The sequence below is a fragment of the Microbacterium sp. 20-116 genome, from assembly GCF_041079415.1.
Lineage (GTDB): Bacteria > Actinomycetota > Actinomycetes > Actinomycetales > Microbacteriaceae > Microbacterium.
The window spans coordinates 93,226-116,040 of sequence record NZ_JBFYGP010000004.1 but is presented as its reverse complement, the minus strand read 5'-3'; the positions used below and the strand labels follow the sequence as shown (position 1 = coordinate 116,040).

The window sequence follows — 22,815 nt, the reverse complement described above, 5'->3', positions numbered from 1 at the left end:
CCATTCCTTTCCCGAGGTGAGCATGTCGTTTTCCGCTCCCGCGCGTGGTCGGCGCGGCCGGCGCGCGCCCGAAGGCCCGCGCGCGTCGTTCCGTCAGCTGCTGCCGTTCCTGCTCGAGCACACGCGCACACTCGTCGTCGTGGGCGTGCTGAGCGTGCTCGGCGCCGCCGCCACGCTCGCGCAGCCGCTGGTCGTGGGCGAGGTCATCTCGCGCGTGCAGAACAGCGTCCCCCTCGGCGCTCTCGTCTGGCTGCTCGTCGCCTTCGTCGTGCTGTCGTCGGTGATCTCGGGCTTCCAGCACTATCTGCTGCAGCGCACGGGCACCGCGGTGGTCTTCTCGAGCCGGCGGCGGCTCATCGGACGCATCCTGCGGCTGCCGATCAGCGAGTTCGACGCGCGCCGCACGGGCGACCTCGTCTCGCGCGTGGGAACCGATACGACGCTGTTGTACGCGGTGCTCACCCAGGGATTCGCGGATGCCGTGGGCAACGCCCTCATCCTCGTCGGCGCGGTCATCGCGATGGCGTTCATCGACCCGCTGCTGCTCGCGCTCATCGTCGTGGTCGTGGGCGCCTCCCTCGCCGTCGTCGTGCTGCTGAGCACGCGCATCCGCGCGGCATCCGCCGTCCAACAGGCCAAGGTCGGCGAGCTGTCGTCGGGCGTCGAGCGCGCGGTGGGGTCGATCCGGACCATCCGCGCATCGGGCGCCACCGAGCGTGAGATCGCCGCCGTGACCGAGAACGCCACGGCAGCCTACGCCGCAGGGGTGCGCATCGCGCGGGTGTCGGCGCTCATCGTGCCCATCGCGTTCGTCGCCCTGCAGGTGTCGCTGCTGGTCGTGCTCGGCGTCGGCGGATACCGCGTGGCATCCGGCGCCATCGACGTGGCCTCGCTCGTCACGTTCGTGATCTTCCTGTTCCTGCTCGTGCAGCCTCTCGCCTCGGCGATCGGCGCGATCACCTCGGTGAACCAGGCGCTGGGGGCGCTCGGGCGCATCCAGGAGGTCCTCGACCTTCCGCTCGAAGACGACGGCGACCGGCCGTCCGCGACGACCGCGACCCCGGATGCCGCGGCGATCGAGTTCCGCGACGTGCACTTCCGCTATCCCGATCACGTCGTCAGAGCGCGCGAGGCCGCGGCGAAGGAGGCACGTTCGGTGCTCGCCGAGGTGCACCTCGAGGCGAACGAGCCCGGGGACGCGGAACCCGAGACCGATCACGAGGTGCTGCGCGGGGTGTCGTTCACCGTCCCACGCGGCGCGCGCGTGGCGCTCGTCGGTCCCTCGGGAGCCGGCAAGAGCACGATCCTCTCTCTCGTCGAGCGGTTCTACGACCCCACCGGCGGGGCGATCATCATCGACGGAGCCGATGCGCGCGACCTTCCCCGCGAGCAGCTGCGCGCTCGCTTCGGATACGTCGAGCAGGATGCCCCGACCCTCGCCGGCACCATCGCCGACAACCTGCGTCTCGCCTCGCCCGACGCCACCGACGCCGACTGCGAGCGAGTGCTTCGCGCGGTGAACCTGGGCGACGTCGTCGAGCGCGACGTGCTCGGCGTCGATGCCCCGGTGGGCGAGGACGGCGTCATGCTCTCGGGTGGAGAGCGCCAACGTCTCGCGATCGCCCGCGCCCTGCTGGCCGCTCCCCCGGTCCTGCTGCTCGACGAGTCGACCTCGTCGCTCGACGGCGTCAACGAGCAGCGCATGCGCGAAGCGATCGACGCGGTGGCGACCGACCGTACGCTCCTCGTCATCGCGCACCGTCTGTCGACCGTCGTCGACAGCGACCTCATCGTGGTGCTCGACGACGGCCGGGTGGTCGGCCAGGGCACGCACAGCGAGCTGGTGGCATCCACTCCCCTGTATCGCGACCTGGCCAAGCACCAGCTGCTGGTGTAGCCGGCGGGCTGGCCGCGTGAGGCGCTCCAGCGCCGACGCGTCCCGCGGCTTCGCCCCGCTCGCCGCTGCTCTGCACCGCTCGGCGCCCTCGCAACGCGAGACTGCATCTCGCTGACACGTCGGCTGCAGCGTGACGCCGAGTTGTCAGCGGGATGCAGTCTCGCTGACCTGACCGATACGCACCGACGCCCCTCCCGCGCGCCAGGAACGGGAGGGGCGTCGATTCACATGCTCGCCCGGTCCGCGCGAAACGGCGCGGGGGCGAGCGGTCTCAGGACCGCTGCAGGCGGTAGCGGAGAGCCGCGAGCTCGGCGCGCAGGGCGGCCGGCAGGTGGGAACCGAAGGTGGCGTAGAACTCCTCGGTCAGGTCGGCCTCGGCCAGCCACGACGCGGTGTCGATCGAGAACAGCTCCTCGAGGTCGGCGGCCGGCAGGTCGAGACCCGACAACTCGAGGTCCTCGAGGCGGGGCAGACGGCCGATCGGGCTGTCCACGGCATCCACCTGTCCGTCGACGCGGCGGATGATCCAGTCGATCACGCGCGCGTTGTCGCCGAACCCGGGCCAGAGGAACCGGCCGTCGTCGCCCTTGCGGAACCAGTTGACCTGGAAGATGCGGGGAGCGCGATCGAAGCGCAGCTTCTGTCCGACCTTCAGCCAGTGGCCGAAGTAGTCGCCCATGTTGTATCCGCAGAAGGGCAGCATCGCGAAGGGGTCGCGGCGGAGCTCGCCGACCGTCCCCTCCTGCGCCGCCGTCTTCTCACTCGACACCGTCGAGCCGATGAAGACGCCGTGCGACCAGTCGGTGGCTTCGACGACCAGCGGCACGTTCGTCGCGCGACGGCCGCCGAAGAGGATCGCGTCGAGGGGAACGCCCTCGGGGGCCTCCCAGTCCTCGGCGATCTGCGGGCACTGCGCGGCACCCACCGTGAAGCGAGAGTTGGGGTGCGCGGCCGGGCGGCCCGACGCCGGCGTCCAGGGATTGCCCTCCCAGTCGGTCAGGTGCGGGGGCGCCTCATCGGTCAGGCCCTCCCACCACACGTCGCCGTCGGGGCGGAGCGCCACGTTGGTGAAGATCGTGTTGCCCCACAGCGTCTCGATGGCGGTGACGTTGGTCGACTCGCCCGTGCCCGGGGCGACGCCGAAGAAGCCGGCCTCGGGGTTGATCGCCCACAGGCGTCCGTCCTCGCCGGGGCGGATCCAGGTGATGTCGTCGCCCAGGGTCTCGACCCGCCAGCCGGGGATCGTGGGGCGGAGCATCGCGAGGTTCGTCTTGCCGCAGGCCGAGGGGAAGGCCGCGGCCACGTGGTACGCCGTGCCCTTCGGGTCGATCACGCGGATGAGCAGCATGTGCTCGGCGAGCCACCCCTCGTCGCGACCGATGACCGAGGCGATGCGCAGCGCGAAGCACTTCTTCGCGAGGATCGCGTTGCCGCCGTAGCCCGAACCGAACGACCACACTTCGAGGGTGTCGGGGAAGTGCACGATGTACTTCTCGTCGTTACAGGGCCACGCGACATCGTCCTGGCCCGGGGCGAGGGGCGCACCCACCGAGTGCACGGTCTTGACCCAGGGCGCACCCTGGGCGATCCGCTCCGTGACAGCGGTGCCGACGCGGGTCATCACGCCGATGGATGCCACGGCGTAGGCGCTGTCGGTGATCTGCACGCCGATGTGGCTGAGGGGCCCGCCCACCGCGCCCATCGAGAAGGGGACGACGTACATCGTGCGCCCGCGCATCGAGCCCTCGAAGACGCCGTCGAGGGTCTCGCGGATCTCGGCGGGTGCGATCCAGTTGTTCGTGGGACCGGCGTCTTCTTCGCGATTCGAGGCGATGTAGGTGCGCGACTCGAGACGGGCGACGTCGCCGGGGTGCGAGCGGGCCAGGTACGACCCCGGACGCCACTCGGGGTTGAGCTTGATGAGCTTGCCCTCGTCGACCATCTCGCGCAGCAGCGCGTCGTTCTCGGCCGCCGAGCCGTCGACCCAGTGGATGCGGGCGGGCTGGGTGAGGGCGGCGACCTGGTCGACCCACGCGGTGAGGGCGGCGAGGCCCGGACCCTGGACGGCGGGGAACTCACCGTGGCCGGGGCGCTGGACGCGAGCGGCGCGGGCGGTGGGCGCGGCGGTGCGCGGGGTGGAGCTGAAGATGTCGGCGAGTGCCATGTCGTTCTCCTCGGTTGAGAGCGAAATCGGTGGTCTTCCTCCATGGTGCGCGTCGTCACAACTTCTTTCCGAGAATTCGAGCGGTAAGAATCGCCGATTTTTCGATATGGTCAAGGAATGGCATCGTCGTTCGAGCTCACGACCCTGGGTCACCGCATCCGGCACCACCGCCTCGCGCGGGGCTACACGCTCGACGAACTCGGCGCGATGGTCGGAGTCGCCGGAAGCCAGCTGAGCCTCATCGAGAACGGCAAACGCGAGCCCAAGCTCTCTCTCCTCCAGGAGATCGCCCGCGCCACCGAGACCGAGGTCACCGAACTGCTCTCCCGCGAACCCCCGAACCGTCGGGCGGCGCTCGAGATCGAGCTCGAGCGGGCTCAGACCAGTCCGTTCTTCCGTCAGCTCGGCATCCCTCCCGTCAAGGTCACCAAGGGCACGAGCGACGACACCATCGAAGCGGTCCTGGGCCTGCACCGCGAGCTGCAGCGCCGCGAGCGCGAGACGATCGCGAGCCCCGAGGAAGCCCGCCGCGCCAACACCGAACTGCGCCTGCGCATGCGCGAGATGTCGAACCACCTACCCGAGGTCGAGCGGCTCGCCGAGAAGCAGCTCAAGGCCGCGGGGCACTCCACCGGTGCGCTCACCCACCGCACGGTGAGCATCATGGCCGAGCAGCTGGGCTTCGAGCTCATCTACGTCAGCGACCTGCCCCACTCGGCCCGTTCGGTCACCGACCTCGAGAACGGCCGCATCTACCTCCCGCCCGCCTCGATCCCCGGGGGGCACGGATTGCGCTCGATGGCGCTGCAGGCGATGGCACATCGCCTGCTGGGGCATCGCCCACCCACCGACTACGCGGACTTCCTGCAGCAGCGACTCGAGATCAACTACTACGCGGCCTGCTGCCTGATGCCCGAGACGAGCGCCGTCGCGTTCCTCACGCAGGCGAAGAAGGACCGCAACCTCGCCGTCGAGGATTTCCGCGACGCGTTCGGCGTGACCCACGAGGCCGCGGCCATGCGCATGACGAATCTCATGACGGTGCACCTCGGCATCCGCCTGCACTTCATGCGCGTCGACGGAGACGGCGCCATCTCGCGCGTCTACGAGAACGACGACCTCCCCCTTCCCACCGACGTCACCGGGTCGGTCGAGGGGCAGATCGTGTGCAAGAAGTTCTCGGCGAGGTCGGCGTTCGACGAGCACAACCGCACCACCGAGCACTACCAGTACACCGACACCCCGGCCGGAACCTTCTGGTGCTCGACCCAGACGGGGAGCACGTCGAGCGGCGACTTCTCGATCACCGTCGGGGTGCCCTTCGACGACGCGCGCTGGTTCCGCGGACGCGAGACCACGAAGCGCGGCATCTCGCACTGCCCCGACGAGTCGTGCTGCCGTCGCCCCGACACGGAGGCCGCCGAGCGCTGGTCGGGCAAGGCGTGGCCGAGCGCCCGCGTGCACCAGTACATGTTCTCGCCGCTGCCCCGCGGCATGTTCCCGGGCGTTGACGACGCCGAGGTGTTCGCTTTCCTGGATCGGCACGCGAACGGCTGATTACCGTTCGGTGGGTCCGGGTGAGCCAAACTCCTGACGAACAGGGCTGGACCGCCGCAGATCACCCCACACCGCGCTCCACTCCCCGGAGACTCAGGAGTCTCGGGCGGTCGAGGGGACGAGAACGACGGATGCCACGGCCCCGAGCCCTCGCGGGGCGCCGGGATCGCGGCATCCGGTGTCGTCAGGCGTAGGGGTTCGCCGTCAGCGTGTACTTCGTCTGCAGGTACTCGTGGATGCCCTCGTCGCCGCCCTCGCGACCGAGGCCGGACTGCTTCCAGCCGCCGAAGGGGGCGGCGGCGTTGGAGACGACGCCGACGTTGAGGCCCATCATCCCCGTCTCGAGCTTGTCGATCATGCGCTGGCCGCGAGCAAGCGACTCGGTGAAGACGTACGAGACCAGGCCGTACTCGGTGTCGTTGGCGAGGCGCACGGCGTCGTCCTCGTCGTCGAAGGGGACGATCGCGAGGACCGGTCCGAAGATCTCCTCACGCAGGATGTCGCTGCCGGGCTGCACGTCCGCCACGACGGTCGGCTCGAAGAAGGTGCCGGGGCCGTCGACGGGCGCGCCGCCGGTGGTGACGGTGGCTCCGCGCTCGACGGCATCCCCCACGAGGGTCTTGGCCTTGTCGACGGCACGGTCGTCGATGAGGGGGCCGATCTGCACGCCCTCCTCGGTGCCGCGGCCGATCCTCATCGCCCGCACGCGCTCGGTGACCCGCGCGGTGAACTCCTCGACGATCGAGCGCTGCACGATGAAGCGGTTCGCGGCGGTGCAGGCCTGGCCGATGTTGCGGAACTTCGCGAGCATCGCCCCCTCGACCGCCTTGTCGAGGTCGGCGTCGTCGAACACGACGAAGGGCGCGTTGCCGCCGAGCTCCATCGAGGTGCGCAGCACACCGGGTGCGGCCTGCTGCAGCAGCTTCACGCCGACCGGGGTCGAGCCGGTGAACGACAGCTTGCGCAGCCGCGGGTCGGAGATGATGCGCTCGGAGACGGGGCCGGTGTTCGTGGTCGTGACCACGTTGACGACACCGGCGGGCAGCCCCGCGTCTTGCAGGATCTGCGCGAAGAACAGCGTCGTGAGCGGGGTGAGGGTGGCCGGCTTGATGACGACCGTGCACCCGGCGGCGAGCGCGGGCGCGATCTTGCGGGTGGCCATCGCGAGGGGGAAGTTCCACGGGGTGATCAGGTAGCAGGGCCCCACGGGGTGCTGCGTCACGATCATGCGACCGGTGCCCTCGGGGTTCGCGCCGTAGCGACCCTGGGTGTGCGCGGTGACCTCGCTGAACCAGCGGAGGAACTCCCCTCCGTAGCCGACCTCGCCGCGCGCCTCGGCGAGGGGCTTGCCCATCTCGAGGGTCATCAGCAGCGCGACGTCTTCCTTGCGCTCCTGCAGCAGGTCGAAGGCGCGGCGCAGGATCTCGGCACGCTCACGAGCCGGGGTCGCCGCCCACGACGGGAACGCCTCGGCCGCGGCATCCATCGCGGCGACACCGTCGTCGACGCTCGCGTCGGCGATCTCGCGGATGACCTCGCCAGTGGCGGGGTCGTTGACCGCGACGGTCTTCCCGCCTTCGGCTGCGCGCCACTCGCCGTTGATCAGCAGACCGGTGGGCACGGATGCCAGCAGCTCGCTCTCGCGCGAATCAGTCATGAATCCTCCTGGATCGGGGCGGGGGTATACCGCCCATTCTTCTCAGCACGCCGGCGCGTGCCGATATACCTGGCGTACAAGGGGGTGGTTGCGGTCGCCGTCACGGCGAGTCCGTGCGCCGTATGGATGTTCGTTTCGTGTGCGCACGGCCGGCGGGCCGGCGTTGCACGCACGCATAAACGCTTCCCGCACGCGGAAACGCGAGGTGCTCGCGTTTCTGCGCGGGGATCGCGTTTCTGCGTGGGTGGGGCGGATGCCTCACGACGCCGGGCTGCGAAATCCGGGCGACTCCGGCATCCGCGCTCCGGCATCCGGGCGGCTCCGGCATCCGGGCGACTGCGGCATCCGCGCTCCGGCATCCGGGCGCTCCAGCATCCGCGCACCGCCGGGGTCACGCAGAAACGCTTCCCGCACGCGGAAACGCGAGGTGCTCGCGTTTCTGCGCGGAGATCGCGTTTCCGCGTGGGGTGGGGCGGATGCCGGGCCGGGGCGTCAGCGCGATGCCGCGGCCATCGGCACCGCCATCGCGCCCGCCAGGAAGCGCTCCAGCCCCGCCGCATCGTCCAGCGCGAGCACCTGCGCGACGTACTGGTCGGGGCGCACGAGCACCACGGCCCCCGCAGCGCCGATGCCCCGCTCGGCGAAGACGTCGCTGGTCGTCCAGGCCGAGGGCGCGGCGGCGAAGACCTTCTCGAGGTCGGTGAGACCCAGCGGCCCCGACCGGGGGCGAAACAGCGAGGGGACCTCGACCACGTCCTCCCAACGCCCCGGGAACACGACCTTGACGTCGAAGACCGCGTCGGGGTCGGCCCCTCCGGGGGTGAATCGCTCGACCACGGCCCGCGCGGCCTCGGCCCACTCCCGCAGCGCCGAGCCCTCGGCATCCGCGAAGGCATACAGACGCCACCGCCCGTCGGCTTTCGCGTGGTGGCCCAGGTGCACGGCGTTGCCGTCGCACACCCGCACGACCTCGACGCTGTGGAAGCGCTTTCCGACGGGGAATCCGGATGCCAGCTCCTGGGCCGCGTCGGCGGCGACGATCCGCGACGAGGCGTAGTGCGTACCGAAGCCCGAGGGGAACTCCGCGGTGGCGAGGTAGTAGGTCGCGAGCTCGTCGGGGTCGGTGATCTCGCCGGGCTTGCGGGCCATGAGCGAGGACCACTCGCGGTCGAAGTCGATGAGCTGCTGAGCGACGGGGCGGCGCTCGGCGTCGTAGGTGCGCAGCAACTCGGTGGGGGCGAGACCGGTGAGAACGTGACCCAGCTTCCAGCCGAGGTTGAAGCCGTCCTGCATCGAGACGTTCATGCCCTGGCCGGCCTTCGCGCTGTGTGTGTGGCAGGCGTCGCCCGTCAGGAAAACCCGCGGGTTCTGCAGGTCGTCGACGAACTGGTCGGTCACCCGGTGGCCCACCTCGTAGACGCTGCTCCACGCGACCTGCTTCACATCGATCGAGTACGGGTGCAGGATCTCGTTCGCCCGCCGGATGACCTCGTCGATCGGCGTCTGGCGCACGCGGTGGTCGTCGTCCTCGGCGACCTCGCCGAGGCCGATGTACATGCGGCTGAGGTAGCCGCCCTCGCGCGGGATGTGCAGAATGTTGCCGGCCGCGGCGTTGATCGCGCACTTGATGCGCCAGTCGGGGAAGTCGGTCTCGACGAGGACGTCCATCACGCCCCAGGCGTGGCGGGAGGCCGCGCCGACGTGCGTGCGGCCGATCGCCTGACGGACGCCGCTGCGCGCGCCGTCGCACCCGGCGACGTACTTCGCCCGAACCGTGCGCTCCCCCTCGTCCGTGCGCACGCGCACCTCGACGTGGTCGCCCTGCACCTCGAGGCCGAGGAACTCCACGCCGTAGTCGGGAACGATGCGCGCGGGGCCCTGAGCCGCCGCCTCGGCGAAGTAGTCGAGCACGCGCGCCTGGTTGACGATGAGGTGCGGGAACTCGCTGATCTTGTAGCCGTAGTCCTCGGTGCGACTGGTGCGGACGATGCGCTCGGGATTCTCGGGGTCGGGCGCCCAGAAGTTCATCCAGCCGATGTTGTAGGCCTCGGCGGTGATGCGGTCGGCGAACCCGAACGCCTGGAAGGTCTCGACGCTGCGGGGCTGGATGCCGTCGGCTTGGCCGAGAGCCAGTCGCCCCTCGCGCTTCTCGATCAGGCGGGTCGTGAGCTGCGGGAACTGCGACATCTGGGCCGCGAGCAGCATTCCGGCGGGACCGGAGCCCACGATGAGCACGTCGACCTCGTCGGGGAGACATTCGGGCCGATCGATGCCGGTCCCGGCGGCATTCTGCACGCGCGGGTCACCCGAGACGTAACCGTGGTGGTGGAACTGCACTGTTTCTCCTGACGTCGATGTCGGGGTTGCTCACCGAACCGTAGTGTTCTATATTCGAACACGACGTTCCGGTATCGAACGAGAGGCTAGTCGAGCCATGTCATCGCGGCAAGACGCAACGCCCGCTTCGCAGACGCTCAGCCGCGGCATCCGCCTGCTCGAAGAACTCGCCGACGCCCGCACCCCGCTGACGATCGACGACCTGGCCACCCGCGTCGGGCTTCACCGCTCCGTGGCCTATCGACTCCTGCGCACGCTCGAGGACCACGGACTCGTGACGAGGGATGCCGCGGGCGCGGTGCGCCTGGGAACGGGCCTAGCGGCTCTCGCCGCGGGGGTCGCCGCCGACCTGCAGGCCGAGGCCCTGCCCGAGCTCACGGCCGCGGCGAACGAGCTGGGCATGACGTGCTTCCTCGTCGTGCTCGACCACGACGAGTGCGTGACCCTCACGAGCGTCGAACCACGTCACGCGACGACGACCGTCGCGCAGCGGCCGGGGACGCGGCATCCGGTCACCCGAGGGGCCCCGGGGCGGGCGATCCTCGCGCTGCTGCCTCCGCGCCGCTGGCCCGACGCCGTCGACGCCCGACTGGCGGCCGAGGTCGCCGATGCCGCCGAGCGCGGCTGGGCGACCAGCCACGACGAGGTGATCCCGACCCTGCGCGCCGTCGCCGTGCCCCTCAGCGTGCAGGGCCGCGAGCCCGCCGCCGTCGCCGCGGTGCACGTGGCGACAGACCGCGACGACGGGGAGATCGCCGCGCGACTGCAGGCGGCGGCCGAGGCCATCCGCCGCGCGCTCTAGGACATCAGCGCGTCAGGCCGGTCCCGCACGAGGAACAGAAGCGCGCACCCGCGGGATTCTCGGAGCCGCACCCACCGCACGACGCGACCACCGCGAGCGGCGAGCCGCACTCACCGCAGAACTTGCCGCCGTGGGACTGGGCGCCGCACGCACCGCAGCGCGGGCGGGCCTGCGTCTTGAGATCGGCACCGCCGAGCAGGTCGACGGTTTCGAGCCGCTCCTGCACCTGGCGGCGTCGCGCCTCGGCCTGCAGCTGAGCGAGCTCTTCCGTGGCGTTCGGCGAGCAGCGCACGCACTGGCCCACCCCGTCGTTCCAGCAGCCGTCGCCGCAGACCCAGTCGCTGCAGCCCCGACACTGGTGGAAGCGCGGCGCGATCTCCGCCGTCGCGGCGCGGAGAGCCTCGTCTTTCGCCGGCGAGTTGGTGCCGCGGTCGAGGAACCGGTCGGCCATCGACGCGAACTGCGACACCGGCCCGCCGAAGAGGTTTCCGATGCCGCGGGCGAGCTTCTGTCCCGCGGCCCGCGGGTCGGGTCGGAACGCCGACCGGTAGCCGTTGCCGCAGCGTTCGCAGCGGAACTCGAACTGGAACCCGTCCATGTTGGACAGGTCGGTGAAGTTGTCGGTGAACGGGACGAGGTCGCTCATGTCACTCCTGATCGAGGCGAGGGGCGCCGTCGGCGCCGTGGGGGGATTCGGGCCGCGGCCCGAAGACGAGGTCGACGAGAGGTCCGAAGTCATATCGATCGCCGAAGTCGGGAGCCTGCATGAGGAGCAGGTTGTTCATCAGCATTCCGCGGCCCATGAAGGCCCACAGATCGAGGTCGGAGGCGCCGGCCTCGCGCAGCGTGCGATAGACCTCGTCGAACTGTCGACGCGACTCGACACCGATCTCGGGCTCCGCCGTCGCGGCCGAGAACGCGTGCGCCCAGACGAGAACCGCGTCCGGTCGCGACAGGACGAGCGAGCGGTACGCACCGCCCAAGCGGTCCGGGTCGAAGCCCTCGCCCGTCGCTTCGCGGAAGACACGCGTGATCTCCGCTCCGGCGTGCGCGTGCGTGCGCACGAACAGCTCGAGCTTCGACCCGAAGGTGCGGATGACGTAGGGCTGCGACACCCCCATCTCGCTCGCGACCTGAGCGGTCGAGGTGCCGAAGTACCCGCGAGCGGCGAAGGCCCGGACGGATGCCGTGAGCAGCTCGTCGTCGCGCGCGGTACGGCGGCGGGGGCTCGGCATCCGTTCTCCTTCCGGGAGGTTATCGCTTGATAATACTGGGGGACGCCGCCCGCGCCAGCGGATCCTTCCGCGGTGACGGGAGCGGTCGCCCCGCGCCCCTATACTCGATCCCGTCAGGCGCACGGGGCCGTGCGTCGCTGCTCGAAAAAAGGGCACGTAGCGGAGGACCCGCGAGACACATACGGCAACCATCCGTCCCGTCTCGAAAGGCTTCCTCTGCCATGCCCACCGTCTCCGCGCACGTCGCGCACACCCTCGCCCGCCACATCGACACCGTCTTCGGCGTCATGGGCAACGGCAACGCCTACTTCCTCGATGCTCTCGGGCGCGAGACCTCGTCGCGCTTCGTCGCCGTGCGCCATGAGGCCGCGGGAGTCGTCGCCGCCGACGCGCACTACCGCGCGTGCGGGCGCCTGGCCGCCGCCACCGCCACGTACGGCGCCGGCTTCACCAACACGCTCACGGCGTTGGCCGAGGCCGTGCAGGCGCGCACCCCTCTCGTGCTGATCGTCGGCGACGAGCCGACCTCGGGCCCGCGCCCCTGGGGCGTCGACCAGATTGCCCTCGCCGCCGCCGTCGGCGCGCGCACCTATACGGTCGGTCACCGCGACGCCGCGGCCACGATCGTCATCGCGATCGAGCACGCCCTGACCTATCGCCTGCCCGTCGTGCTCGGCATCCCCTACGACGTCGCGACCCGCGAGGCGGGACCGGTCCCGGATGCCGACGCCCCCGGCGCCGCGCCCCAGGTCACTCCCGAGCACCCCCCGCTCGGCGCCTACGCCGACGCGGTCATCGATCAGATCGTCGACGCGTTGGCATCGGCCGAGCGCCCCCTGCTGCTCGGCGGTCGCGGGGCGTGGCTCGCCGGCGCAGGAGCGGCCCTCGACGGCCTGGCCGAGACCGCCGGGGCGCTGACCACCACGAGCGCCCTGGGCCGCGGCCTGTTCTCGGACCCCGAGCGCGACCTCGGTGTCGCCGGCGGCTTCGGCGCCCCCGGTGCGATGGAGCTCGTGCGCGAGGCCGACGTCGCCGTCGTCTTCGGCGCGGGTCTGAACCAGTTCACGATGCGCTTCGGTGAGCTCTTCGCCCCCGGCACGCGCGTCTTCCAGGTCGATCTCGCGCCGACCGCGACGCACGCGAACATCGGCGGATACGTGCGGGGGGATGCCGCCGACGTGGCGACCGAGATCACGCGACGCCTGCACCAGCGCGGTGCGACCGGCTCGACCTGGGGCCGGGGCCTCGACCTCGCCGCGGCCCGCCGACAGCCCGAGGGCCAGGGCACGGGCCCCGACGGACGCCTCGACCCGCGCACCGCCGCCGCCCGCATCGCGGAACTCCTGCCCGAGGACCGGGTGATCGTCTCGGACGGCGGGCACTTCCTCGGCTGGTCGAACATGTATTGGCCGGTGACCTCGCCCGACCGCATGATCATGGTCGGAACGGCGTATCAGTCGATCGGCCTCGGCTTCCCGAGCGTCCCCGGCGCCGCCGTCGCCCGCCCCGACTCGACGATCGTGCTCACCACCGGCGACGGCGGCGGGCTCATGGCCCTCGCCGACCTCGAGACCGCCGTTCGGGTCGCGGGCGGCCGCGGCATCGCGGTGGTCTGGAACGACGCGCAGTACGGCGCCGAGGTCCTCAACTACGGGGTGAAGGGCCTGCATCCCGACCCCATGCTGATCCCCCAGGTCGACTTCGCCGCGGTCGCGCGCGGGTTCGGCGCCGAGGGTGTGGTCGTCGAGTCGGTCGGCGACCTCGAGGCCCTGGCATCCTGGGTCGCTCGCCCGGCCTCCGAGCGGGGCTTCCTGCTGCTGGACCTCCGCGTGAGCGCGGCGGTCGTAGCGCCGTACTGGGAAGAGATCGCGGCGCGCTGAGCGCGCGGGTACGGGCCTCCGGACAATCCGGCGCGTCCGGGGACTACCGGACCGCGAGAAGCCGGGGCGGGCACCCGCCCCGACGCGTACCCAACTCCTGAACATCTCGGGCTGCGAGGTCCGGAGAACGGCTGCCTGAGCCGCGGCGGCCCGGATCTCAGGAGTTCGGTACGCCCGCAGAACCCGGGAGCCGGGCACCTCCCCCATGCCGAAGGCCCCGCCGCACCGGAGCGCGACGGGGCCGAACCGGACGGACTCAGACCTTCGAGAGCCCCCGCACCGGACTGACCGCCTGCTCGGCCTCGTGGTCGGGGCCCAGCGGGATGCCGCTGCGATCGCGGAGCACCAGCGTGGCGATCGCGCCGAGCACCACCATGCCCGCGAGGTACCAGGTCACCGACGCGGTCGACCCCGTCTCGCGCACCAGCGCCTCGGCGATCGTCGGGGCGAACGCACCGCCCAGGATCGCGCCGAGCGCGTACGAGATCGACACCCCCGAGAAGCGGATGGATGCCGGGAACAGCTCGGCGTAGAGCGCCGCCTGGGGCCCGTAGGTGAGGCCGAGGCCCACGGTCAGCACCACGAGCCCCAGGGTCAGCAGGCCGATGCTCGCGGTGTTGACCAGGGGGAACAGCAGGAAGACACCGACCAACAGCGCCGCCCACCCGATGAGGTAGGTGGTGCGACGACCGATGACGTCACCGATCCACCCGCCGATCCAGGTGAAGACGAGCCACGACACGGCCGAGATGGTGACGGCTCCCAGCACGTCGGCCGTCGCGAGGCCCACCGGGCCGTCGGGGTTCGTGGCGTAACGCTGGATGTAGCCGCCCGTGGTCATGTACCCCACGGCGTTGTTGCCGGCGAAGACGAGCGCGGCGATGAGCACGAGCAGCGCGTGCTTGCGGAACAGCTGCACGATCGGCATCCGCGTCTTCTGTTTGCGCTCGGCCAGCTCGAGGAAGACCGGGCTCTCCTCGACCTTCCGGCGCACGTAGTACCCGATGAGGATCAGCACGAACGACAGCAGGAACGGCACGCGCCAGCCCCACGCGAAGAAGGCGTCGCCGGGGGCGATGACCGCCATGAGTGCGAGCATGCCGCTCGCCAGCAGCAGACCCAGGGGAACGCCGAGCTGCGGAGCGGCGCCGAAGAGGCTGCGCTTGGCCTTGGGGGCGTGCTCGACGGCCATGAGCACCGCGCCGCCCCACTCGCCTCCGGCCGAGACGCCCTGCAGCACACGCAGCAGGATCAGCAGCACGGGGGCCGCGACGCCGATGACGTCGAAGGTCGGAAGCACTCCGATCAGGGTCGTCGAGGCGCCCATGAGGATCAGCGTGATCATCAGCACCACCCGACGGCCGTACTTGTCGCCGAGGTGGCCGGCGAGGAAGGCGCCGAGGGGGCGGAAGAGGAAGCTCAGCCCCACGGTGAGGAACGACAGGATCTGCGCGACCCCGGGTCCGGCCGGGGCGAAGAAGAGCTGGCCGAAGACCAGACCCGCCGCCGAGGCGTAGAGGAAGAAGTCGTACCACTCGACGGTGGTTCCGACGACGGTGGCGAAGACCACGCGGCGGCGATCGCCGGAGGTCGAGATGGTGCCGGTCGGCGTGAAACCGTCCGAGGGGCGAGGAGATGCGGTGGACATGGGTGGGCTCCTTTGACGTCATCGTCGAGACCGCGACGTCGCTGTCGAGAGGGGGGCGGGGCCGTGCTTGCCCCCGCCTTTCGGATCATATACGATTTCGAATACGACGCAAGGGAGCATCCATGACCGACAGCACCGACCCCCGGTTCACCGCCCTCGGCGGTCGCCCGGGCAAGATCGTGGCCGTCCACCTCTCGTACGCCTCGCGCGCCGATCAGCGCGGCCGTCGCCCGGCCGCCCCGTCGTACTTCTTCAAGCCGTCGAGCTCGCTCGCTCCCTCCGGGGCCGAGATCGTGCGCCCCGCGGGCACCGAGCTCTTGGCGTTCGAGGGAGAGATCGCGCTCGTCATCGGCGAGCCCGCACGGTGGGTGACTCCGGATGCCGCGTGGTCGCACGTGGCATCCGTCACCGCCGCGAACGACTTCGGCCTCTACGACCTCCGGGCCAACGACAAGGGCTCGAACGTCCGGTCGAAGGGCGGCGACGGCTACACGCCGCTCGGCCCCGCACTCATCGATGCCCGCGAGGTCGACCCCGAGAACCTGCGGCTGCGCACCTGGGTCGACGGAGAGCTCGTTCAAGACGACTCGACCGCGGGCCTCATCTTCCCCCTCGCCCGGATCGTCGCCGACCTCTCGCAGCACTTCACCCTCGAGACCGGAGACGTCGTCCTGACCGGCACCCCCGCGGGATCCTCGGTCGTCACGCCGGGCCAGGTGGTCGAGGTGCAGGTCGATGCCGGAGCCCTCTCGACAGGGAAGCTCCGCACCACGGTGGTCCAGGGCGACCGGGCGTTCGACGCCGCGATCGGCTCGCTGCCCGCGGCGGACGACACCCAGCGCACCGAGGCGTGGGGGTCGCCGGAGGCCGCAGCCGCAGCTGCCACGGGAACAGGGGATGCCACCGGAACAGGGCGATCCGCCGCGAATCAGCCTGTCCCCGCCGAATCCCCTGTTCTCGTGACCGCCACGCCCCCCTCCCTCTCCCCCGCCCTGCGCGACAAGCTCTCGCGCGTCCCCGTCGCCGCCCTCAGCGGGCAGCTGCGCAAGCGCGGCCTGAACGACGTGACCATCGACGGGGTGCACCCGCTGGCCCCGGGCAGCCGCTTCGTGGGCACGGCCCGGACCCTGCGGTTCGTCCCGCACCGCGAAGACCTCTTCGCGGCCCACGGCGGCGGCCAGAACGCGCAGAAGCGCGCCTTCGACGCGGTCGAGGCGGGCGAGGTCATCGTCATCGAGGCGCGCGGTGAGACCGGATCCGGGACGCTCGGAGACATCCTCGCCCTCCGCGCGCACGCCCGCGGCGCCGCAGCGATCGTCACCGACGGGGGCGTCCGCGACGCCGAGGCCGTGGCCGCCGTCGGAATCCCCGTCTTCGCCGCGGGCCCCCACCCCGCCGTTCTCGGAAGGCGCCACGTGCCGTGGGAGACCGACGTGGCCGTCGGCTGCGGCGGCACCACCGTCGAGCCCGGCGACATCCTCGTGGGCGACGGCGACGGGGTCATCGTCATCCCGCCCGCCCTGGCCGACGAGGTGGCCGACGCCGCCCTCGCACAGGAAGAGGAAGATGCCTGGATCGCCCGCCAGGTGGCATCCGGTCATCCCGTCGAGGGCCTCTTCCCGATGAACGCCTCCTGGCGCGCCCGCTTCGACAGCGAGAAGAACGCCTGATGGATGCCAGCACCTCGGCTCGCACGCAGAGCAAGTCGCAGCAGGCGTACCGGTGGATCAAAGACCGCATCGCCTCTCAGGAGTTCACCCCCGGCTACCGGCTGGTGCTCGGCTCGATCGCCGGAGAACTCGACATGAGCGTCGTGCCGGTGCGCGAAGCGATCCGTCAGCTCGAGGCCGAGGGGCTCGTCATGTTCGAGCGCAACGTCGGCGCCCGCGTCTCGATGGTCGACGACACCGCCTACCGCTTCAGCATGCAGGCGCTCAGCCTGCTCGAGGGCGCGGCGACCGCGCTGTCGGCCCGCGCGCTGACCACCGACGACGTGCGACGCGCGCGCCAAGTCAACGAGCTCATGGTCGAGACGCTCGAGCACTTCGATCCGCGGTCCTTCACCGCGCTGAACCAGGAGTTCCACGCGATCCTGTTCGCCAAGTGCGCCAACCCGCGCATGCTCGAGCTCGTGCAGGCCGAGTGGGCGCGCCTCGGCCACCTGCGCGACTCCACCTTCAGCTTCGTGCCCGGTCGCGCCGCCGAGTCCGTGCGCGAGCACGAGAACATCCTCGTGCTGATCGAGAACGGCGCCCCACTCGCCGAGATCGAGAAGGTCTCGCGACGCCATCGCTCGGCGACTCTCGACGCCTACATGATCCACGAGCACCCCGACCAGGTGCTCGGCCTGCCCGCTTTCTGATTCCGGATGCCATCGCCATCCGCCCCCTCCGAAGAAGGAGCATCAATGACCCGCCGTATCCCCGCCGAGCTGCCCGAGCGCATCCAGCACTACATCGGCGGCCGGTTCGTCGACTCCGTCGACGGCGACACGTTCGACGTGCTCGACCCGGTGACCAACCAGACCTACGTCTCGGCCGCCGCCGGCAAGAAAGCCGACATCGACCTCGCGGTCGCCGCCGCCCGCACGGCCTTCGCCGAGGGCCCCTGGCCGCGCATGCTCCCCCGCGAGCGTTCGCGCGTGCTGCATCGCATCGCCGACCTCGTCGAATCGCGCGACGAGCGTCTCGCGGAGCTCGAGTCGTTCGACTCGGGGCTCCCGATCACGCAGGCGCTCGGCCAGGCCCGCCGCGCGGCCGAGAACTTCCGCTTCTTCGCCGACCTGATCGTGGCGCAGACCGACGACGCCTTCAAGGTGCCCGGACGCCAGCTCAACTACGTCAATCGCAAGCCGATCGGCGTCGCCGGCCTCATCACGCCGTGGAACACCCCCTTCATGCTCGAGTCGTGGAAGCTCGGTCCCGCCCTGGCCACCGGCAACACCGTGGTGCTCAAGCCCGCGGAGTTCACGCCCCTGTCGGCGTCGCTGTGGGCGGGCATCTTCGAGGAGGCGGGGCTTCCCGAGGGCGTGTTCAACCTCGTCAACGGCCTCGGCGAAGACGCCGGCGATGCCCTGGTGAAGCACCCCGACGTGCCGCTCATCTCGTTCACCGGCGAGAGCAGCACGGGCCAGCTGATCTTCGCCAACGCCGCCCCGTTCCTCAAGGGTCTGTCGATGGAGCTCGGGGGCAAGAGCCCGGCGATCGTCTTCGCGGATGCCGACCTGGATGCCGCGATCGACGCGACCATCTTCGGCGTGTTCTCGCTCAACGGCGAGCGCTGCACCGCGGGGAGCCGCATCCTCGTCGAGCGCTCGGTGTACGACGTCTTCGTCGAGCGCTACGCCGCGCAGGCCGACCGCGTGAAGGTCGGTTATCCCGACGACCCCGCGACCGAGGTCGGGGCGCTCGTGCACCCCGAGCACTACGAGAAGGTCATGTCGTACGTCGAGCTCGGCAAGAGCGAGGGACGTCTCGTCGCCGGCGGCGGCCGGCCGCAGGAGTTCGCGGAGGGCAACTTCGTGCGGCCCACGGTGTTCGCCGACGTCGCGCCCGACGCGCGCATCTTCCAGGAGGAGATTTTCGGCCCCGTCGTCGCGATCACGCCCTTCGACACCGACGAAGAAGCCCTCGCTCTGGCGAATAACACGAAGTACGGCCTGGCCGCCTACGTCTGGACCAACGACCTGAAGCGCGCGCACCTGTTCGCCCAGAACGTCGAGGCGGGCATGGTGTGGCTGAACTCCAACAACGTCCGCGACCTGCGCACCCCGTTCGGCGGGGTGAAGGCCTCGGGCCTCGGACACGAGGGCGGCTACCGCTCGATCGACTTCTACACCGACCAGCAGGCGGTGCACATCACCCTCGGGCCCGCCCACAACCCCACCTTCGGCAAGGCTCCGAGCCCGGCCCACTGAGCGAGACCCCGACCCGCGCACGCAGACGCAGACACACACGCAAGGACGCGACCCCATGACGAAGCACACCGAAGAAGAGAAGACCTCCTCCGGGTTCTGGGTGACCCAGGAGGCCCCGATCGCCTCGGACGATCCCATCCCCACCCCCACGTCTCCCGCACCCGACATCCTGCGCTGCGCGTACATGGAGCTCGTGGTCACCGATCTCGCGGCATCCCGGGTCTTCTACGTCGACGTGCTGGGACTGCACGTCACCGCAGAGGACGATGAGGCGATCTACCTCCGCTCCACCGAGGAGTTCATCCACCACAACCTCGTGCTGCGTCAGGGCGACGTGGCCGCGGTCGCCGCGTTCTCGTATCGCGTGCGGTCGGCGGAAGATCTCGACAAGGCGGTGGCGTTCTACGAGGAGCTCGGCTGCGACGTCCGCCGCGAGCCGGGCGGGTTCACCGAGGGCATCGGCGATTCGGTGCGCGTGGTCGACCCCCTCGGATTCCCCTACGAGTTCTTCTTCGACACCGAGCACCAGGAGCGCCTCTCGTGGCGCTACGACCTGCACTCCCCCGGTGAGCTCGTCCGCCTCGACCACTTCAACCAGATCACGCCCGACGTCCCCCGCGCGGTGAACTTCATGCAGTCGCTGGGCTTCCGCGTGACCGAGGACATCCAAGACGAGGAGGGCACGGTCTACGCCGCATGGATGCGCCGCAAGCCCACCGTGCACGACACCGCCATGACCGGCGGCGACGGCCCCCGCATGCACCACGTCTGCTTCGCGACGCACGAGAAGCACAACATCCTCGCCATCTGCGACAAGCTCGGCGCGCTCCGCCGCTCGGATGCCATCGAGCGCGGTCCCGGCCGCCACGGCGTCTCGAACGCGTTCTACCTGTACCTGCGCGACCCCGACGGGCACCGCGTCGAGATCTACACGCAGGACTACTACACCGGCGACCCCGACAACCCGGTCATCACGTGGGACGTGCACGACAATCAGCGCCGCGACTGGTGGGGCAACCCGGTGGTCCCCAGCTGGTACACCGACGGCTCGCTCGTGCTCGACCTCGACGGCAACCCCCAGCCGGTCCGCGCGCGCGAACACTCCAGCGAGATGGCCGTCACCATCGGCGCCGACGGTTTCAGCTACACCCGCGCGCCGGAGGAATCGGCATCCGCCCCCTCCGCCGAGTTCAAGCTCGGCAACCAGCTCTGACATGCTCACCGACGCACAGATCGACGCCATCGCGGCCGAGCTCGCCGAGGCCGACCGCACGCACGCGGTCATTCCGCGCATCACGGCGAGGTACCCGGATGCCACCGTCGACGACTCGTACCGGATCCAGGGCCGCTGGCGCGATACGCAGCTCGCCGCGGGTCGCACCCTCGTGGGGCGCAAAATCGGGCTGACGTCGGAGGCCATGCAGCAGGCGACCGGCATCACCGAGCCCGACTACGGCGTGATGTTCGACGACACCGTGTACCGCTCGGGGGCCGAGATCCCCGTGGATCACTTCTCGAACGTGCGTATCGAGGTCGAACTCGCCTTCGTGCTGAAGAAGCCACTCGAGGGCCCCGACTGCACACTCGACGACGCACTGGCCGCGATCGACTACGCCGTGCCGGCCCTCGAGGTGCTCAACTCGCACATCGAGCTTGAGGGCCGCACGATCGTCGACACCATCAGTGACAACGCGGCCTACGGCGCCATGGTGCTCGGCGAGGTGCACAGGCGCCCCGACGAGATCGACCTGCGGTGGGTGCCGGGCGTGCTCAGCCGCAACGGCGAGATCGAGGAGACCGGGGTCGCGGCCGGTGTCCTCGGCCATCCCGCTACCGGCGTCGCCTGGCTCGCGAACAAGTTCGCCCAGCACGGCGCGCGCCTGGAGGCGGGCGAGATCATCCTGGCAGGATCGTTCACGCGCCCGATGTGGGTGTCGCGGGGCGATGACGTCCTCTGCGACTACGGACCGATGGGAACGATCTCGTGCCGCTTCGTCTGACCCCGACGTTCCGCGCCGCGCTCGCGGCGTCCGATCGACCTCTCGCGGGGATGTGGGTGTGCTCGGGCAGCACCGTCAGCGCCGAGATCGCCGCGGGCTCGGGCCTGGACTGGCTGCTGATCGACATGGAGCACTCCGCCACCTCGCTTGAAACCGTGCTCGCGCTGTTGCAGGTGAGCGCCGCGTACCCGGTGACCCCCGTCGTCCGCGTGCCGTGGAACGACCCGGTCGTCATCAAACAGGTGCTCGACCTCGGCGCGCAGAGCCTCATCGTCCCGATGGTGTCCTCGGCCGACGAGGCCCGCGCCGCGGTCGCCGCCACTCGCTATCCGCCCGCCGGGGTTCGCGGGGTCGGGAGCGCCTTGGCCCGCAGCGCGCGCTGGAACCGGATCGACGGGTACCTCGCCGACGCCGCCGAGCACGTCTCGCTCACCGTGCAGATCGAGACGACCGACGGCGTCGCCGCCGCGGCAGATATCGCCGCCGTCGAGGGGGTGGATGCCGTCTTCGTCGGCCCCTCCGACCTCTCGGCATCCATGGGTCTTCTCGGACAGCAGACGCACCCCGACGTGGTCGCCGCCGTGCACGCCGTGTTCGCCGCGGCCCGGGATGCCGGAACCCCGGTCGGCGTGAACGCGTTCGACCCCGCGGTGGCCGAGGCCTACCTCGACGCGGGCGCCGACTTCGTCGCCGTCGGGGCGGACGTCGCCCTGCTCGCGCGGGCTTCCGAGGCGCTCGCTACGCGGTTCGTCACCGCGCGGGTGGCCTCGGGCGAGCGCGACAGTTACTGACGGCTCCCCCGCGCGAGGCTAGGGAACGCGAGACGCACCCAGCGCCACGAGTTCCGCCCGGGTCGCGACCCCGGCTTTGCGCAGCAGGTTGGACACGTGGAACTTCACGGTGTTCTCGCTGATCCCCAACTGCGTCGCGATGGCGCGGTTGCGCGAGCCGACGATGACGAGCGTGAGCACTTCTCGCTCTCGCGGGCTCAGATCCACCGCGTCGTCGAGGAACTCGGGGCGCGCCGGCGGGTCGAGAGGAAGCCGCACCGACACCTCCGAGCCCCACCCGGGCGTCGAGGCGACGTCGAAGGCCCCGTTCAGCGCGCTCACCCGTTCGACGATCGGGCGCAACGAATCGTCGTGCGCGGTCAGCCGCCCCTCGCCGTCGTCGCGGATACCGATGAGCAGGTTCAGGCCGTCGCAATCCCACTGGATGCGCACGCGGTGCGGCGCTCCACGGTCGAGCAGGGCCAGTACCGCGCTGCGGACGATCGCGCGCGCTTCGTGCGCGACCTCACCGGGAAGGGCGCGCCCGGTGGTCGGCGGCTCGACGAACTGCACGTCGAGGTCGCCGTGGCGCACGAGCGGACGCAGGTCGCTGCGTAGGCGCGCGAAGGCACCGGTGACCGGCTCGAGCAGAACGCCGTGCTGCTGGTCGGTCGAGGTGCGCAGCACCACCAGAGCCGCGGCCGCGGTCTCGGTGGCGAGGGTCCGGGCCGCGCGGTCGTCGAGCCGCGATGAGCGCAGGACCGCGAGCACGGACTCGAGCGTGACCGCGTGCCGATCGGCCTGTTCGGCGACGATGCGTTCGTGCTCGGTGACGAGCGCGCGGGATGCCGGGGAGGCGAGGGCGGGTACGGACGTCACGTGTTCAACCTAGACCACGGCGTGCACCTACCCATTCGGGTAGGTGGCCCCCTGCGGTCGACCGGCCCGTGCG

17 protein-coding genes are annotated in these 22,815 nt (G+C 70.7%); 10 read left to right on the top strand and 7 right to left on the bottom strand.

What is annotated here, in order from left to right; all coding sequences use genetic code 11:
* The first annotated feature begins 22 nt into the window (after positions 1-22).
* Positions 23-1,897, top strand: a complete 1,875-nt coding sequence (locus tag AB6V29_RS09795; RefSeq protein ID WP_369358340.1) for an ABC transporter ATP-binding protein — start codon at positions 23-25, stop codon at positions 1,895-1,897.
* A gap of 271 nt (positions 1,898-2,168) precedes the next feature.
* Here the strand turns inward: AB6V29_RS09795 and AB6V29_RS09790 are convergent, their stop codons facing one another.
* Positions 2,169-4,061: a phosphoenolpyruvate carboxykinase (GTP) gene (locus tag AB6V29_RS09790; protein WP_369358337.1), complete on the bottom strand. Its 1,893-nt coding sequence runs from the start codon at positions 4,059-4,061 to the stop codon at positions 2,169-2,171.
* A gap of 117 nt (positions 4,062-4,178) precedes the next feature.
* Here AB6V29_RS09790 and AB6V29_RS09785 point away from each other — a divergent pair, with 117 nt between their 5' ends.
* Positions 4,179-5,618, top strand: a complete 1,440-nt coding sequence (locus tag AB6V29_RS09785) for an XRE family transcriptional regulator (protein ID WP_267786300.1) — start codon at positions 4,179-4,181, stop codon at positions 5,616-5,618.
* Between the two features lie 184 nt (positions 5,619-5,802).
* Here AB6V29_RS09785 and AB6V29_RS09780 read toward each other — a convergent pair whose 3' ends face one another.
* Positions 5,803-7,275, bottom strand: coding sequence for an NAD-dependent succinate-semialdehyde dehydrogenase (locus tag AB6V29_RS09780; RefSeq protein ID WP_267786299.1), 1,473 nt, complete (start codon positions 7,273-7,275; stop codon positions 5,803-5,805).
* Between the two features lie 492 nt (positions 7,276-7,767).
* Positions 7,768-9,612: an FAD-dependent monooxygenase gene (locus AB6V29_RS09775; protein ID WP_369358334.1), complete on the bottom strand. Its 1,845-nt coding sequence runs from the start codon at positions 9,610-9,612 to the stop codon at positions 7,768-7,770.
* Positions 9,613-9,709: 97 nt separating this feature from the next.
* Between AB6V29_RS09775 and AB6V29_RS09770 the strand changes: the two genes are divergently transcribed.
* Positions 9,710-10,414 (top strand): IclR family transcriptional regulator, encoded by a 705-nt coding sequence (locus AB6V29_RS09770; RefSeq protein ID WP_307459025.1) that lies wholly within the window; start codon positions 9,710-9,712, stop codon positions 10,412-10,414.
* Positions 10,415-10,418: 4 nt separating this feature from the next.
* On the opposite strand, the gene AB6V29_RS09765 is transcribed toward AB6V29_RS09770, so the two are convergent.
* Together AB6V29_RS09765 and AB6V29_RS09760 are read right to left on the bottom strand one after the other, a co-directional pair.
* Positions 10,419-11,060 carry a zinc ribbon domain-containing protein gene (locus AB6V29_RS09765; RefSeq protein ID WP_267786295.1) on the bottom strand — a complete coding sequence of 214 codons (642 nt, stop codon included), beginning with the start codon at positions 11,058-11,060 and terminating at the stop codon, positions 10,419-10,421.
* Between the two features lies 1 nt (position 11,061).
* On the bottom strand, positions 11,062-11,649 hold the full coding sequence (locus AB6V29_RS09760; RefSeq protein WP_210072185.1) for a TetR/AcrR family transcriptional regulator: 588 nt from the start codon (positions 11,647-11,649) through the stop codon (positions 11,062-11,064).
* Positions 11,650-11,870: 221 nt separating this feature from the next.
* Here AB6V29_RS09760 and AB6V29_RS09755 point away from each other — a divergent pair, with 221 nt between their 5' ends.
* On the top strand, positions 11,871-13,529 hold the full coding sequence (locus AB6V29_RS09755; RefSeq protein ID WP_369358329.1) for a thiamine pyrophosphate-binding protein: 1,659 nt from the start codon (positions 11,871-11,873) through the stop codon (positions 13,527-13,529).
* Between the two features lie 256 nt (positions 13,530-13,785).
* Here the strand turns inward: AB6V29_RS09755 and AB6V29_RS09750 are convergent, their stop codons facing one another.
* Positions 13,786-15,177, bottom strand: coding sequence for an MFS transporter (locus AB6V29_RS09750; protein WP_369358327.1), 1,392 nt, complete (start codon positions 15,175-15,177; stop codon positions 13,786-13,788).
* Between the two features lie 122 nt (positions 15,178-15,299).
* Here AB6V29_RS09750 and AB6V29_RS09745 point away from each other — a divergent pair, with 122 nt between their 5' ends.
* The 6 genes from AB6V29_RS09745 to AB6V29_RS09720 are packed head-to-tail and all read left to right on the top strand — an operon-like array spanning position 15,300 to position 21,884.
* Entirely contained in the window at positions 15,300-16,847 is a 1,548-nt protein-coding gene (locus AB6V29_RS09745) for a fumarylacetoacetate hydrolase family protein (RefSeq protein ID WP_369358325.1), read from the top strand.
* Positions 16,847-17,539: a GntR family transcriptional regulator gene (locus AB6V29_RS09740; protein ID WP_307459009.1), complete on the top strand. Its 693-nt coding sequence runs from the start codon at positions 16,847-16,849 to the stop codon at positions 17,537-17,539. Before AB6V29_RS09745 ends, AB6V29_RS09740 begins: the two co-directional genes overlap by 1 nt.
* A gap of 45 nt (positions 17,540-17,584) precedes the next feature.
* Positions 17,585-19,093 carry a 5-carboxymethyl-2-hydroxymuconate semialdehyde dehydrogenase gene (gene hpaE, locus AB6V29_RS09735; RefSeq protein WP_267786290.1) on the top strand — a complete coding sequence of 503 codons (1,509 nt, stop codon included), beginning with the start codon at positions 17,585-17,587 and terminating at the stop codon, positions 19,091-19,093.
* A 55-nt stretch (positions 19,094-19,148) separates the two neighbouring features.
* Positions 19,149-20,306 (top strand): 3,4-dihydroxyphenylacetate 2,3-dioxygenase, encoded by a 1,158-nt coding sequence (gene hpaD / locus AB6V29_RS09730; protein ID WP_307315394.1) that lies wholly within the window; start codon positions 19,149-19,151, stop codon positions 20,304-20,306.
* A gap of 1 nt (position 20,307) precedes the next feature.
* Positions 20,308-21,093: a fumarylacetoacetate hydrolase family protein gene (locus tag AB6V29_RS09725; RefSeq protein WP_369358321.1), complete on the top strand. Its 786-nt coding sequence runs from the start codon at positions 20,308-20,310 to the stop codon at positions 21,091-21,093.
* Positions 21,078-21,884, top strand: coding sequence for an HpcH/HpaI aldolase/citrate lyase family protein (locus AB6V29_RS09720; protein ID WP_267786288.1), 807 nt, complete (start codon positions 21,078-21,080; stop codon positions 21,882-21,884). The genes AB6V29_RS09725 and AB6V29_RS09720 overlap by 16 nt, the downstream gene beginning before the upstream one ends.
* Positions 21,885-21,902: 18 nt before the next feature.
* Here the strand turns inward: AB6V29_RS09720 and AB6V29_RS09715 are convergent, their stop codons facing one another.
* Complete coding sequence (locus AB6V29_RS09715) at positions 21,903-22,742, bottom strand: LuxR C-terminal-related transcriptional regulator (RefSeq protein WP_210072194.1); 840 nt, start codon at positions 22,740-22,742, stop codon at positions 21,903-21,905.
* Between the last annotated feature and the right edge of the window lie 73 nt (positions 22,743-22,815).

Coding starts and splice junctions, on each gene's coding strand:
- AB6V29_RS09795 (WP_369358340.1), top strand. CDS start 23: ATGTCGTTTTCCGCTCCCGCGCGTGGTCGGCGCGGCCGGCGCGCGCCC.
- AB6V29_RS09790 (WP_369358337.1), bottom strand. CDS start 4,061: ATGGCACTCGCCGACATCTTCAGCTCCACCCCGCGCACCGCCGCGCCC.
- AB6V29_RS09785 (WP_267786300.1), top strand. CDS start 4,179: ATGGCATCGTCGTTCGAGCTCACGACCCTGGGTCACCGCATCCGGCAC.
- AB6V29_RS09780 (WP_267786299.1), bottom strand. CDS start 7,275: ATGACTGATTCGCGCGAGAGCGAGCTGCTGGCATCCGTGCCCACCGGT.
- AB6V29_RS09770 (WP_307459025.1), top strand. CDS start 9,710: ATGTCATCGCGGCAAGACGCAACGCCCGCTTCGCAGACGCTCAGCCGC.
- AB6V29_RS09765 (WP_267786295.1), bottom strand. CDS start 11,060: ATGAGCGACCTCGTCCCGTTCACCGACAACTTCACCGACCTGTCCAAC.
- AB6V29_RS09760 (WP_210072185.1), bottom strand. CDS start 11,649: ATGCCGAGCCCCCGCCGCCGTACCGCGCGCGACGACGAGCTGCTCACG.
- AB6V29_RS09755 (WP_369358329.1), top strand. CDS start 11,871: ATGCCCACCGTCTCCGCGCACGTCGCGCACACCCTCGCCCGCCACATC.
- AB6V29_RS09750 (WP_369358327.1), bottom strand. CDS start 15,177: ATGTCCACCGCATCTCCTCGCCCCTCGGACGGTTTCACGCCGACCGGC.
- AB6V29_RS09745 (WP_369358325.1), top strand. CDS start 15,300: ATGACCGACAGCACCGACCCCCGGTTCACCGCCCTCGGCGGTCGCCCG.
- AB6V29_RS09740 (WP_307459009.1), top strand. CDS start 16,847: ATGGATGCCAGCACCTCGGCTCGCACGCAGAGCAAGTCGCAGCAGGCG.
- hpaE (WP_267786290.1), top strand. CDS start 17,585: ATGACCCGCCGTATCCCCGCCGAGCTGCCCGAGCGCATCCAGCACTAC.
- hpaD (WP_307315394.1), top strand. CDS start 19,149: ATGACGAAGCACACCGAAGAAGAGAAGACCTCCTCCGGGTTCTGGGTG.
- AB6V29_RS09725 (WP_369358321.1), top strand. CDS start 20,308: ATGCTCACCGACGCACAGATCGACGCCATCGCGGCCGAGCTCGCCGAG.